The 14,251-nt window shown below is 26.0% G+C and carries 10 protein-coding genes; 2 read left to right on the top strand and 8 right to left on the bottom strand.

The window, feature by feature from the left end; all coding sequences use genetic code 11:
- Position 1 precedes the first annotated feature (1 nt).
- From LW893_RS01765 to LW893_RS01750, 4 genes are read right to left on the bottom strand one after another with little or no spacing between them, the layout of a single operon-like run.
- Positions 2-3,670: a phosphoribosylformylglycinamidine synthase gene (locus LW893_RS01765; protein ID WP_233055509.1), complete on the bottom strand. Its 3,669-nt coding sequence runs from the start codon at positions 3,668-3,670 to the stop codon at positions 2-4.
- Between the two features lie 16 nt (positions 3,671-3,686).
- Positions 3,687-4,712 carry a phosphoribosylformylglycinamidine cyclo-ligase gene (gene purM / locus LW893_RS01760; RefSeq protein WP_233055508.1) on the bottom strand — a complete coding sequence of 342 codons (1,026 nt, stop codon included), beginning with the start codon at positions 4,710-4,712 and terminating at the stop codon, positions 3,687-3,689.
- Between the two features lie 15 nt (positions 4,713-4,727).
- Entirely contained in the window at positions 4,728-5,207 is a 480-nt protein-coding gene (purE, locus tag LW893_RS01755) for a 5-(carboxyamino)imidazole ribonucleotide mutase (RefSeq protein WP_233055507.1), read from the bottom strand.
- A gap of 56 nt (positions 5,208-5,263) precedes the next feature.
- The gene (locus LW893_RS01750) at positions 5,264-5,941 is read right to left on the bottom strand and encodes a phosphoribosylaminoimidazolesuccinocarboxamide synthase (protein WP_233055506.1); all 678 of its coding nucleotides are present in this window, start codon (positions 5,939-5,941) and stop codon (positions 5,264-5,266) included.
- A 403-nt stretch (positions 5,942-6,344) separates the two neighbouring features.
- Here LW893_RS01750 and LW893_RS01745 point away from each other — a divergent pair, with 403 nt between their 5' ends.
- Positions 6,345-8,105: a glycerophosphodiester phosphodiesterase family protein gene (locus LW893_RS01745; protein WP_233055505.1), complete on the top strand. Its 1,761-nt coding sequence runs from the start codon at positions 6,345-6,347 to the stop codon at positions 8,103-8,105.
- A gap of 40 nt (positions 8,106-8,145) precedes the next feature.
- Here LW893_RS01745 and glyA read toward each other — a convergent pair whose 3' ends face one another.
- Positions 8,146-9,384 (bottom strand): serine hydroxymethyltransferase, encoded by a 1,239-nt coding sequence (glyA, locus tag LW893_RS01740; protein WP_233055504.1) that lies wholly within the window; start codon positions 9,382-9,384, stop codon positions 8,146-8,148.
- A gap of 283 nt (positions 9,385-9,667) precedes the next feature.
- Here glyA and LW893_RS01735 point away from each other — a divergent pair, with 283 nt between their 5' ends.
- A complete protein-coding gene (locus LW893_RS01735; RefSeq protein ID WP_233055503.1) occupies positions 9,668-10,600 on the top strand; it encodes a selenium metabolism-associated LysR family transcriptional regulator in 933 nt (310 codons plus the stop codon).
- 53 nt (positions 10,601-10,653) lie between these two features.
- Here LW893_RS01735 and LW893_RS01730 read toward each other — a convergent pair whose 3' ends face one another.
- The 3 genes from LW893_RS01730 to LW893_RS01720 are packed head-to-tail and all read right to left on the bottom strand — an operon-like array spanning position 10,654 to position 14,178.
- Positions 10,654-12,042, bottom strand: coding sequence for a hypothetical protein (locus tag LW893_RS01730; RefSeq protein ID WP_233055502.1), 1,389 nt, complete (start codon positions 12,040-12,042; stop codon positions 10,654-10,656).
- Positions 12,032-13,510 (bottom strand): sensor histidine kinase, encoded by a 1,479-nt coding sequence (locus LW893_RS01725; protein ID WP_233055501.1) that lies wholly within the window; start codon positions 13,508-13,510, stop codon positions 12,032-12,034. Before LW893_RS01725 ends, LW893_RS01730 begins: the two co-directional genes overlap by 11 nt.
- Positions 13,495-14,178 carry a response regulator transcription factor gene (locus tag LW893_RS01720; RefSeq protein ID WP_233055500.1) on the bottom strand — a complete coding sequence of 228 codons (684 nt, stop codon included), beginning with the start codon at positions 14,176-14,178 and terminating at the stop codon, positions 13,495-13,497. The genes LW893_RS01725 and LW893_RS01720 overlap by 16 nt, the downstream gene beginning before the upstream one ends.
- Positions 14,179-14,251 lie beyond the last annotated feature (73 nt).

The following is a 14,251-nucleotide window of genomic DNA, read 5'->3' as shown; positions in this document are numbered from 1 at the left end:
TCTATTTATCTCCTTTAAAATAATTTACACCATTTTTAAAAATGTTTTGTATATCTTTTATCATTCTATTTTTATACAATTCAGAACCATATCTTTCGCTATGACCCATTTTTCCTAAAACTAAACCATCTTCACTTATCATTCCTTCAATTGCATATAAGGATCCATTTGGATTAAATTTACCATTTAAAGTAGCATTACCATCAAAATCACAATATTGAAATGCACATAAATGTTTGAATTTATCAATATTTTTACCAACTAATTTACCTTCACCATGACTAAACATTATCTCATGTAAGTCTCCAATTTTAAAATCTTGAGTCCAAGGTGAATTTACATTTGCAACACGAGTTATTGCACTTGTTGAAATATGGTGATAACTATCATTTCTATATAATGTCAAATCGTCATTAGATAATGCTTTTATTCTTCCATAAGGAATTAATCCTGACTTTATAAGAGCTTGAAATCCATTACATATTCCAAGTATTAACTTTTTATCATCTAAATGTTTATGAATTGCATTTTTTACCTTTTCATTTTTTAAAACATTTACTATAAACTTAGCGCTTCCATCTGGCTCATCTCCACTTGAGAAACCACCAGGAAACATAATAATATGACATTCTTTAATACTATCAACCAATTCTTCTATAGAATTTTCTATATCATTTTCTTTCTTATTTCTAAAAACAATTGTTTTTGTTTTAGCACCAGCATCTAAAAATGCTTTTTCTACATCATATTCGCAATTTGTGCCAGGAAATACAGGTATCAAAACTTTAACATCGTCTACATATTCTTTAAAATATAATTTTTTTGAATTTTCAATTTTGATATTTTCACAGTTTTTCCCATCTAAATTTTGATATAACGGATAAATTGTATTTAATTTTTTAGTATATGAATCATATATTTCATTAAAAGTAAAATCTATTTTATTAATATTAATATTTTCGCTAACATATCCAATCTTTTCAAAAGGTAGCTCAAATCTAGATTCAACTACTATAGAAGCTGGATCAAAATTCAATATGTTATCTTTATTAACAGTAAATCCTAATCCATTACCTACAGCCATTTTTACTAATGAACTTACAATACTTCCTTCTTCTTGAACATATGCTGATACAACTTTTCCTTCAATTATATACTTATTAAGTAGTTCATAATTATCTAATGTATCTTTAATGTTAGGATATCCTTTTAAATCTTTTTCTACAGGAATATAATATAAATAATTTCCAACTGATTTTAATTCTGGAGATATTACATTCTTAATTTTAATAGGTGCACATGCAAAAGAAATTAAAGTTTCAACAACATTTAATTCATTAAATGTTCCTGACATGCTATCTTTTCCACCTATACTAGGACATCCTATCTCTTTTTGAGCATATATAGTACCTAGTAAACTTTGAGTAACTTTTCCCCATTTTTTTTCATCTTTTCCAAGTTTTTCAAAATATTCTTGAAAAGAAAAATATAGACTACTTTTTTCTCCACCAATAGCATAAATTTTAGCTACAGATTCTAAAACTGCATAAATCGCAGATAAGAATGGAGAATAATATGAAATTTTAGGGATAAAACCATAACTTAAAACAGTAGCAGTATCGCTTGTTGAATGTACAGTTGGTAGTGCTTGAACACTTACTTGAACTGGAGTTAACTGATTTTTTCCTGAAAAAGGCATTAAAACAGTTGTTGCACCTATTGATGCATCAAATTTTTGTGAAATACCTTTTTGACAAGTAACATTTAAATAAGATAATTCATTCAATACACTTTCCTTTGTAAAAACCTTATTTTCAAAAGGATTATCTCCACTATTATCATATAATGTAGCTTTTGAATGTTGTCTAACTCCACTTGTAGACAGAAAATCTGCACTAAGGTCCATAACTTTTTCGTCGTAGTAATACATCTCAAGTCTTCTTCTATCAGTAATAATAGCAACTTTTGAATGTTCTATATTTTCTTTTTCACATTCTTTTATGAAAAAATCGTAATCACTTGGTGAAATTACTACAGCCATACGTTCTTGTGATTCACTAGTTGCAATTTCTGTAGGATTTAATCCATCATATTTTAATAATACCTTATCTAAATGAATTTCAATTCCTTCTGATAATTCTCCTATTGCAACACAAACTCCTCCAGCACCAAAGTCATTACATTTTTTTATTAACTTAGTTACTTCTGGTTTTCTAAATAATCTTTGAATTTTTCTTTCTTCAATAGCATTACCTTTTTGGACTTGACTAGATGCTGTCTCAAGAGAATCATTAGTATGAATTAAACTAGAACCACTTGCTCCCTGTATCCCATCTCTTCCTGTTCTTCCACCAATTAAAATAACTATATCATCTTTCACTGGAGTTTCTCTCTTGAAATTTCCATCTTTTACAGCTCCGACTACAGCACCAACTTCCATATGTTTAGCAATATATGAATCATCATAAAGTTCTTTTACATATGTTGTTGCTAACCCTATTTGATTACCATATGATGAATACCCATTTGTAGCTTTTGTTGAAATATCAACTTGAGGTAGTTTGTGATTTAAAGTATCTTCTCTACTCTGTAAAATATTTCCACATCCCGTTATTCTCATAGCTTGATAAACATAACTTCTTCCTGACAATGGGTCTCTTATAGCGCCACCAATACAAGTACTAGCACCACCAAATGGCTCAATTTCTGTTGGATGATTATGCGTCTCATTTTTAAATTGAATTAACCATTTTTCAAGTTTTCCATTATTTTCAATATCTGTAAAAAATGAACAAGCATTTATTTCTTCACTTACTTCAATATTTTGATCATTTAAAATTCTTTTATGATATTTTCCAAATATACTAGCCATATCCATTAAAGTTATTGGTTTAGTTATATTTAATTCTTTTCTAATCTCTAAATAAATATCAAAAGCATTTTGCATTTCTTTTTGGAATAATTCGGATTTAATTTCTATATCATCTAATACAGTTTCAAATGTTGTATGTCTACAGTGATCACTCCAATAGCAATCTAGAACATATACTTCAGTTTCAGTAGGTGTTCTACCTATACTTTTGAAATAATCTTGAATAAATAGTAAATCTTCTATATTCATAGCTAAAGACATTTCTTTTTTTAATAAAAGCAATTCATTTTCTGTCAAAGAATTAAATTGTGATAAGTCTTTCATTTTTTTCATTTCTGAATTCATTGAAAAATTCAATATATTCATATCTTTTACTCTAGATTCAATTGGATTAACTAAATATTTTTCAATTTTTGACAATTCCTCTTCATTTAATGCTCTATCAAAAGTTATTAGTTTCCCGCTTCTTACAATTATTTTTGAATTATTATCTAATAAAGATACACATTGAGTAGCACTATCTGCTCTTTGATCATACTGAGCTGGTAATGTTTCATATGCAAAATACTTTCCATCTTGTAATGTAATAGAATCAAAAACTTCATCAACCATAACTTCTGAAAATACAGAATCTTTTGCAAGTTCATAAGTTCTTTCATTTATATTATAAATATCATAGATTATATATAATTCAAGATTTTTGATACCTAATTTATATTCTAAATTCAAACTGTCTTTAAGATCTAAAGCTTCTTTATTAAATCCTTCTCTTTTTTTTACAAAAATTCTCTTATCCATAATTCCTCCAAATTGTTTAATATAAAATCACTTTAGAATTTCCTTCGACAACTTCTCCAACTTCGTATATTTCTTCATTCATATCAGCAAATAAACTCTTAATTCCATCAACGTCTTCTTTTTCAACAAAAATTAGCATTCCTATTCCCATATTAAAAGTTCCATACATTTCTTCTTTTGAAATTTCTCCCCATTTTTGAAGTAGTGTAAAAATTTCTTTTTGAGGAATATTTTTTTCAAAAATTTTAGCATCAACATCTTCACCTAATACTCTAGGAACATTTTCATAAAGTCCTCCACCTGTAATATGACAAAGTCCATTTACATTAAATTTTTCTAACAAATTAACAACTTGTTTTGCATAAATTTTTGTTGGTATTAGTAGTTCTTCACCAAGAGTTTTTCCTGTTTCAGTTACATCATTTAATGAGAAATTTTTATGATCAAATATTATCTTTCTTACTAATGAAAATCCATTACTATGAACTCCTGAAGATGGTAATGCTAAAATTATATTTCCTTTTTTCACATTTTTCTTACCGTCTATTATTTTTTCTTTTTCAACCACTCCTACACAAAAGCCCGCAATATCATAATCTTCTTCTTTATATATTCCTGGCATTTCAGCTGTCTCTCCACCAATAAGAGCACTTCCTGCTTGAATACATCCTTCTGCTACCCCTTCAACAATACTAGCCATCTTTTCTGCAACTAGTTTTCCAGTAGCTATATAGTCTAAGAAAAATAAAGGTTTAGCACCCTGACAAAGAATATCATTAACACACATTGCTACACAATCTATTCCAACAGTATTATGAATATCCATCATTTGAGCTAGTTTAACCTTTGTTCCAACTCCGTCAGTTCCAGAAACTAATACCGGATTTTTAAAATCATTTCCTAATTCAAAAAGACCAGAAAATCCACCTAAGTCAGATAGAACTCCCTTAGTATAAGTATTTTTAATAAACTTTTTTATTAAATTTACTTCATTATACCCTTCGTGTTTATTTACGCCTGCTGATTCATATGTTAATGCCATTTATATATCCTCCATTTAAATATCTAGATCATTGTCCATTTTTTTTACTTGCTCTTTCATCTCTATCTTATATTCTTTTAGTTTAGATTTTAGTTCATCATATTTTAATGAAAGAATTTGTGCTGCTAAAATACCAGCATTCTCAGCTCCATCTATAGCAACTGTTGCAACTGGAACCCCTTTTGGCATTTGAACTGTTGATAATAATGCATCTAAACCATCAAGAGTAGAAGCTTTAACAGGAACACCAATTACTGGAGTTGTTGAAATTCCAGCTAGAACTCCCGCTAAATGAGCAGCCTTTCCTGCAAATGCAATAATAAGTTCAATATTATTTTCTTCCATTTTATTTACAAAATCTATTGCAAAGTCTAAAGATCTGTGTGCAGATATAACTTTTGCATCATATTCAATCCCAAATTTATTTAAAACATCACAAGTTTTCTTAGCAATATCCTTATCAGAAATACTACCCATAATTACAGCTACTTTCATAAAAAACCTCCATAAAATTTTTAATATTAAAAAGCCGGATATTCTTCCGACTTTAATTATTTAAGCAAAAAAGAATATAAATCAGTTGGTGCAACAATTTTATCTCCATTATAAACTCTCATATTGCCACCTGATATTTCATCAATCAATACAACTTCCCCATCTGTTTTACCAAATTCAAGCTTGATATCATATAATGTAAGTCCTTTTTCTTTTAAAACATCTCTAATAATTGTACAAATTTCTTTAGTAAGTGATACTAAATCTTCATATTCTTTTTCTGTTAATATATTTAACATAACAAGTGCATCCTTAGTAATTAAAGGATCACATCTTTCATCATCTTTTAATGTTATTTCTACATAAGTATCTAAATCATCATTTGTATTAGCGTATAATCCATATCTTCTTATGAAGCTTCCTACAGCTTTAAATCTACAAATAACTTCAATTCCTTTTCCAAATACTTCACATGGTTTAACAGTCATTGTATTTTCACTTAAGTCACAGTCAACATAGTGAGTTCTAATTCCTTTTTCTTTTAATTTTTCAAAGAAAAATTTAGTTATTTTTAATCCTTCATGACCAACACCTTCAATAGATAATCCTACAGTATTTGCACCAGGATCAAAAACTCCATTTTCACCAGTTACGTCATCTTTAAACTTTAAAATGTAGTTTCCGTCATCGCCCTTATAGATGTCTTTTGTCTTTCCAGTATAGATTTTTTCCATAAAATACCTCCTAATTTAACATAAGAAATAAATAAGCCCAGCAAGTAGGCTTCAAGCGAAACCTACCTCCTGGGCTTTTCTCCCTTAGGTGTAATACTTATAAAGTATTCGTATCGCTCGGACCAGCAATTATATTCGGAACCCTAGATACTCTTTCTCTTTTGATTTTATTTCATTCAAGTTATTATATTTAACTTACATGTAAATAATAGCAAGAAATTTATATTTTGTCAATATAAATATAAAATATTTTTATCAAAAATTTATCAAAATATAAAGTATAATTTTTAGCCTTTTATTTTAATTATTTATTGTAAAATCATATCTTCTTGAAATTATTCTTTTAAAATTTCATTATTTGTGTTATTATTATTATTATTATATTTTTTATAAAGGAGTTATAATGTTTAAACTAATAAAAAAGAAAAGTTTTCAAAACTTATTAATTTTTGATATACTATTCCAGCTAGCTTTTATAGTAATTCTATTACCTTTTTCAAAAGAGGTATTTTCATTAGTTTTAAGACTTACAAAATTTGGATTTATTTATATCGAAAGTCCAGGAATTTTTTTTAAATCTCCAACAAAAATTTCTTCAATTTTATTAATAATTTTTTCATTTTCAATAATAAAATTATTTGAAGTAAGTAGTTTTATTTTTACATCAAATCAAATAAGACTAGATAAGGATATTTCAATTTTAGAAATATTTAATAATTCATATAAACAAATAAAGGGTAAGATTAAAAGATTTCAAAATTATCTAATTCTGATATTAGTATCAATTAATATACCAGTACCAACATCAATACATAAAGGACTTAAAATCCCTCATTTTGTTACTGAAAATATTTTTAACACGAAAACAGGTGTTATGATATTTAGCATATTAATAATTATAGCTTTAATTGTTTCTATTTTTCTTTTATTTATTTATCATATTTTCTTCTTAGAAAATAAAGATTTTATAGATAGTGTTAAAATTAGTTTTCAAAGAATCAGAGGAAATATTTTTAAAAGTATAAAAGTATTATTTTTTATTGGTATAAAATATATATTTATACAAGTAATTAACATTATTTTTTTAACTTTTATTGTACTAATATTTTACTATCAAGCAAAAGATAAAACTTTAAGTGACTTTGCATTTATTGCTTATCTAAGCACTGCGACAATTTTAAAAGTAATAACAAATGTACTATCCAATTTTATTACTTTTTATGATTTATCTAAATTTTATTTTATGAATTTAAAGAATACAGAAATATCTGATATTGTATATCCCACAAATAAAATTAGATTGAAGTTATCATTATTATTAGTTCTATTAATATTTGCAGGTGTATTTAGTAAATACAAAAATTCTAATGAAGAAATTAAGTTTTATCATACTATTAGAAGCATTAAACCAGATATTATGGCTCATAGAGGAAGCACAAAAAATTCTTTTGAAAATACATTAGAAGCAGTAAATGAAGCAATCGAAAATGAAGCTGAGTTTGTGGAAATTGATGTTGTACTTACTAAAGATAATGTTGTAGTTTTATCACACGACCATAATTTAAAAAGATTAACTGGTGAAAAAATTATTATAGAAAATTTAAATTTTGACGAACTTAAAAACTATAAAATTAAAGACAAAAAATCTTTAAAAGAATATGATTTTATAGATCTTAAAACAGTTATAGAAAAAACCTCAGGAAAAATTAAACTAAACATTGAACTAAAGCCATATAAGAATAACGAAAAAAAAATAGCAAAAGAAGTTGCTAAATTAGTAGCCGATAGACCACATGATGTTGTTGTTTCGTCATTAGATCCAAAAGCCTTGAGAGAAATAAAAAATAATAACACTGATATATCAACTGGTTTAATTATTGCTTTTAGTTATGGTAAATTTTATAATATAGACTTTGTAGATTTCTTTTGTATTGAAAAAGAAATTGTAAATAATGAAATTATAAGAAAAATACAAAAAAAAGGAAAAAAAATATACATTTGGACTACAAATACTAATGATGAAATTTCAAAGGCATTTTCTAGTGGTGCAAATGGTATAATAACAGATGAAGTTATTCTTGCTAAAGAAATACTGGAGTCTGAAAAAGATAAAATAAATATTAAGCAGATAATTATAGATAAGATACTTTCACTAATACCATAAAAAAAACGTCATATAATGACGTTTTTTATTTCTAAATATTTTATCTTAAAGGAATTTTCTTAGTTAATTCATCAACAATTTTTAATGCTTTTGCTTTTCCTTCTTCACCATTTTTAATAACCTCTGCAATTGCTTCAGCTACTAAATCCATTTCTTCTTCCTTAAATCCTCTAGTAGTAATAGCAGGTGTTCCTAATCTTATACCACTTGTAACAAATGGTGATCTTGGATCATTTGGAATTGTATTTTTATTACAAGTAATATGAACAGAATCTAATGCTTTTTCAAGATCTTTTCCGCTAATATCACAATCTCTTAAATCAACTAACATTAAATGGTTATCTGTACCATTAGAAACAAGTTTAATTCCTCTATCCATTAAACCCTTTGCTAAGGCTTGTGCATTATTTAATACTTGTTTTTGATACTCTTTAAATTCTGGTTCTAAAGCTTGTTTAAAAGCAATAGCTTTTGCAGCTATTACGTGTAATAATGGTCCACCTTGTGATCCTGGAAATATTGCTCTATTAAAATTAAATCTTTCATTTGCAGCATTATTTGATAAAATTAATCCACCTCTAGGACCTCTTAAAGTCTTGTGTGTAGTTGATGTTACAACATCTGCATATGGTATTGGTGATTCATGTAATCCTGCAGCAACTAATCCAGCAATATGTGCCATATCTACCATTAATACTGCTCCTACTTCATCACATATTTCTCTAAATCTTTTAAAATCTATTTTTCTTGCATATGCTGAAGCACCTGCAATTATCATTTTTGGTTTACATTCCTTAGCAATTCTAAGAACTTCGTCATAATCGATATAACCATTTTCATCAACTTCATAAGGTACTGGATTATAAATATTTCCTGAAAAGTTAATTGGATTTCCATGTGTTAAATGTCCACCATGGTTTAAATTCATACCCATATAAGTATCACCAGGTTCTAATACAGCAAAAAATACAGCAAAATTAGCTTGAGACCCTGAATGAGGTTGAACATTTGCATATTCACAACCGTAAAGTTCTTTGGCTCTTTCAATTGCTAATCTTTCAGCTTCATCAACAACTTCACAACCACCATAATACCTTTTTCCAGGATATCCTTCAGCATACTTATTAGTTAATATACTTCCTGTTGCTTCTAAAACTGCATCACTTACCCAGTTTTCAGAAGCAATTAATTCAATATGACTATTTTGTCTTTGTAACTCTTTTTCTAAAACTTCAGCAATAGCTGGATCAACCTTTTTTATATTTTCGTTTGAAAACATTTTTCATACCCCCTAACACAGATATATTAACATATTTTATATTATTAGTCAACACGTTTTCTAAATATTTTCATTTGTATTATAAAAATACAAATTCAATAAATAATATAATTTTCTTAAATTAATTTATAATATTTTATTAATATTTACTTTTTGTTAAAAAAATGTTATAATATAAAAAATTATATGAAATTTACATTTTAAATTAAAATTATTGTATAAATAAAAAATTTACTTGTAATTTATTATATTTTTAATTTATCTTTATAATACGGAGGATTTTATGGACTTTAAGCAATTAGAAACTTTTATTACTATTGTAAAAACTAAATCTTTTACAAAAACAGCGGATGTGTTATATATAACTCAACCTTCTGTAACAAATCATATTCAAGCACTTGAATCTGAACTAAATACTTCCCTATTTGTAAGAACAAGAAGAAGTGTAACACTTACACAAGCTGGTAGTATTGTTTATAAACATGCTCTTAATATTTTAGCTTCTTATGATGAAATTATTAGAGATTTAGACATATATTCTCAAAATTTAAAAGGTACTTTAAATATTTGTGTATCATCTGTTCCTAGAAAAATTATATTACCAAATTTAATTGAAAAATTTTCTAATTTATTTCCTGATATTTCTTTTAATATAAGTAATGATGATTCTAGAACTGTAATTGATAGTATTTTAGTTGGTGAAACTGATTTTGGTATTGTTGGATTAAAAATCTCTAATCCAAAATTAATATATACACAAATAATGGATGATCATATTGTTTATGTAGTAAATAAAGATGCTTATCCTGATTTGAAAAATTATTCAGTTATTAACATTGAAGACTTAAGTAACGATAAAATAATACTTAGAGAAATAGGTTCAGGAACTAGGCAAATTGTTGAAGATGAACTAAAGAGAAATAACTCTTTAAATGTTATTTCTAATAGTGTTGCGACTATTCATGATACAAATACGATTTTGGAATTAATTTCAAAAGGCGTTGGTAGTGGTTTTATTTCACAAAGAATGTTAAATATATCACCTTATAAAGATAGTGTAAAAATACTTAATATAAAGAATCTTTACTTAAATAGAAAATTCTATTTTGTTTATAACAAAAATTTACAATTTTCAAACATTAATAAAATATTTAAAGACTTTATGATGGATGAAATAAATGAATTAAAGAAAGAATTAGATATAAATTCGTTATAAAAAAAACTCTATGCTATGCATAGAGTTTTTTTATAAATTATTTATTATTTTTCCTAATTACTTTGTTTTATTTTCATAAATTCTGTATAAGTTAGTTCACTACTTATGGCATTTGTCCATTGAAATGTTACAACTTCTCTTCTATTCTTTAAACTTGTTGTAAAAATTGGTAATGTAGCAATTTCTTGATTTTTTATCTCATACATAGAAATATCATCTGCTGTCAAAATTACAATTACACTTTCGTCTGGAGAAACGAAATAATCAAGAACATCTGGAACTTTTTCTTTAACTCTAAGTTTTGAAATTTTACTAGACTTATTAGAAAATATATCAACATTTGGTATCAAATCCAAATCTATCTCACTTGAAACAAAATTATCATGAGAATAATTACTTAAAATCCCTTTAAATACCCAACTAAAATTACTTCTTTTAACTCCAAAATTTTTCATATCATATAAATTTATATTATCACTTGAATACCCAAGTTTTCTTATGTCATTAAAATAAGCTTTTTCTCCCTTATCTCCTGCTATATCCTTAATAGACATTTGACTTTCATCAGAAAGTTCTCCTATTTTATAAATTGAATAGTTTTTTTTGTTTGTCTCAGCATTATAGGATTCAAGACTAATATAATTTTTACTTAAAAAATTTATAGTTGCATTTTTTACTCCTAAACTAATTTTATTAGTATTATTTATATAATCATTAGTAACAAAAACTTCATCTTCATTAGCATTAACAAGAAAAAACTTATTTTTATTATTTACAAAAAGACCTTCAACTTTATCTACAGTAGGTTTTTCATCGCCATTTTTTCTTATTAAAAAAGTTTCATAATCAACATCCTTAGTTCCGATACTTTTAACACCTATTAAAAATGAAATATCTTTTTTAGGATTAATTGAACTTTCATCTAAACTAAGTTCTTCAATTATACTTTTATCAACATTATCAGATTTTTTTTCAAAAATATAATATTTTTTATTATATATAGTTGCTATTTTATTTTTATCCAAAACAATAAACTCTTTATAAAAATTTCTCTCGTCTCTAATAGATACAACTATCACATCATCTGTATCAATATTTATCTTATCAGTTACAACTCCATTATATAGTAAATAGTTTTTGAAGTTAACTTGTCTAAACTTAAATTTTGGATTTGTTGTTCCCATTTTTTCAAAATATACAAAATTTTCTGTTATATATAATTTTTCTTCTGAACTTTTAACTTCACTTCCATCGCTTAAAGATGTAATAGAGCTTAATTCCCAAGTTCCTGATACTATCAAAGAATTTGTTTTAGGTTCGGAAATCATAGAATTAATATCTGTATACTTAAAAAAATTACCTCTAAGAACAAAGAATAGTAAAATTACCAAGCAGAATAAACTTATACCTATACTACTAAATATTAATTTTTTATACTTCATTTTGAATTTCTCCCTTTTCTAATGGTAATTCTATTCTAACAACTGTACCTTTTTCCAGAACACTTCTTATTATTAAATTACCATTATGAGCTTTTACTATTTCTTCACAAATAGATAAACCTAACCCTGTATGTGAATTACTATTTGATCCTTTATAAAATTTACCTGTTACTAAAGAAATTTCTTCTTCTGAAATTCCACAACCATTATCTATTACTTCTACTACAGCTTTATCATCTTCTATTTTAATATCTGTTAATACAACTCCACCTTCATCAGTAAACTTTAGTGCATTGTCTAAAATATTAATAAATACTTGTTTTATTCTATCTCTATCTGCCATAACCATAACTCTTCTAGATTCATCATAATTTAATAACATATCAATCTTCTTTGAACTAGATTTTGGCATTAATTGTTTATTGATGAATATACCAAGTTCATTTAAATCAAATAGCTCTTTATTCATTATAAGTCTTCCACTACTTAGTTCAGAAAAATCTAAAAGTTCTGTAACCATATTACCTAAACGATCACTTTCTTTTTCTATAATACTCAATCCATCTTCTAAAAGTTTATTTCCTTTGGCTTCTGGCTGCAAAGTAAATGCCCATCCTTTTATAACTGTTAATGGAGTTCTCAACTCATGAGAAACACTTGAGATAAAATCTTTTTTTAGTTGTTCTTTCTTCACCAAATTTTCACTCATCAAGTTCATTGTACTTCCTAATTTAGAAATTTCATAATCACCAACTTCATCAGCTTTTTCATTTAATTGTCCATCTGCTAATTTTAAAGCAACATTAGTAAGTTTTTCAATAGGATTAACTATCTTGGTACTCATAAAGATACTAATACTTACTCCTATAACAATTACAAAAAATCCAAACAAGAAAAATACTAGATATCTTTGAGCAATAATACTATCAACATTTTCCATGGAAATAATAAATCTTGCTATACCAACTTGTTCATTACCATTATTTAGTGGAATTGAAACAGCTAATTCATTATTATTTGTAATAGGATTCTTATATATATTAGATCCATAACTTCCATTTTTAGCTGATGTTACATCATTTGTTGATAATACGTTTCCAATTTCATTCCCATTAACTGTATCTACTAATACTTTTCCCGAGTTATTAAGAATTTGAACCTGAGCATTAACTTCACTATAAAATTCTTCAATATCATCTAGTACAATTTCAGATAAACTAGAATTTGCTAAATGTACCTCATAAAGTTTAGCGCTATATTTTGCTTGACTTTGTATTATCCCAGTAACACCGGAATAATAATAGTTTTTTATAGTAAATATTAAAAAAATCTCAAAAAAAACTACAATTAATACAATAACTAAGAAAAACTGAGTCATTATTCTAGTCTTTAAAGATTTTTTTAATAAAAAATCCTTAAGCATATTGATTCTTTTTGATATTTTCTCATATACTAATTTGAATTCCATCTATATCCAGTCCCCCAAACTGTTTCAATATATTTTGGTTTACTTGAATTATCTTCTATTTTAGCTCTTAGTCTTCTTATATTAACATCTACTATTTTAATATCACCTTCAAATTCTTCTCCCCATGTCATATTCAGTAACTCATTTCTTGAAAATGCCCTTCCTGGATTTGACATAAAAATAGTAATAATAGTAAGTTCTGTAGGAGTTAATTCTATTTCTTTACCATCTTTATAAAAGTTTTTAGAATATAAGTCTAATTTAAACGGATAAATACTTATTAAATCACTACTATTTTGAATTGAATCAAGACGTCTAATTAAAGATTTTATTCTTAAAATAAGTTCTACCGGATTAAAAGGTTTACTTAAATAATCGTCCGTTCCACTTTCAAGTCCATTTATTCTATCGACATCTTGAGTTTTAGCAGTTAACATTATTATCCCAATTTTTGGAAGTTTTTCTCTTAAAATTCTGCAAACTTCAAAACCATCTATTCCAGGTAACATAACATCTAAAATTACAATTTGAGGATTATATTTAAGAGCAAGCTCTACACCAATTTCTCCACTTTCTGCCTCTAGAACTTCAAAACCATCTCTTTCTAAATTTATTTTTGTAAATAGTCTAATATTTTCTTCATCTTCAACTAATAAAATTTTTGTCATTATTGCCTCCTTTAAAATTTAAAACCGATTACTATTAGTATATATTAAAATTAGATAAGTTTCAATAATAAAA

This window comes from Parvimonas micra (genome assembly GCF_021300775.1).
Classification (GTDB): Bacteria; Bacillota; Clostridia; order Tissierellales; family Peptoniphilaceae; genus Parvimonas.
This window is presented reverse-complemented; position numbering and strand designations above follow the sequence as displayed.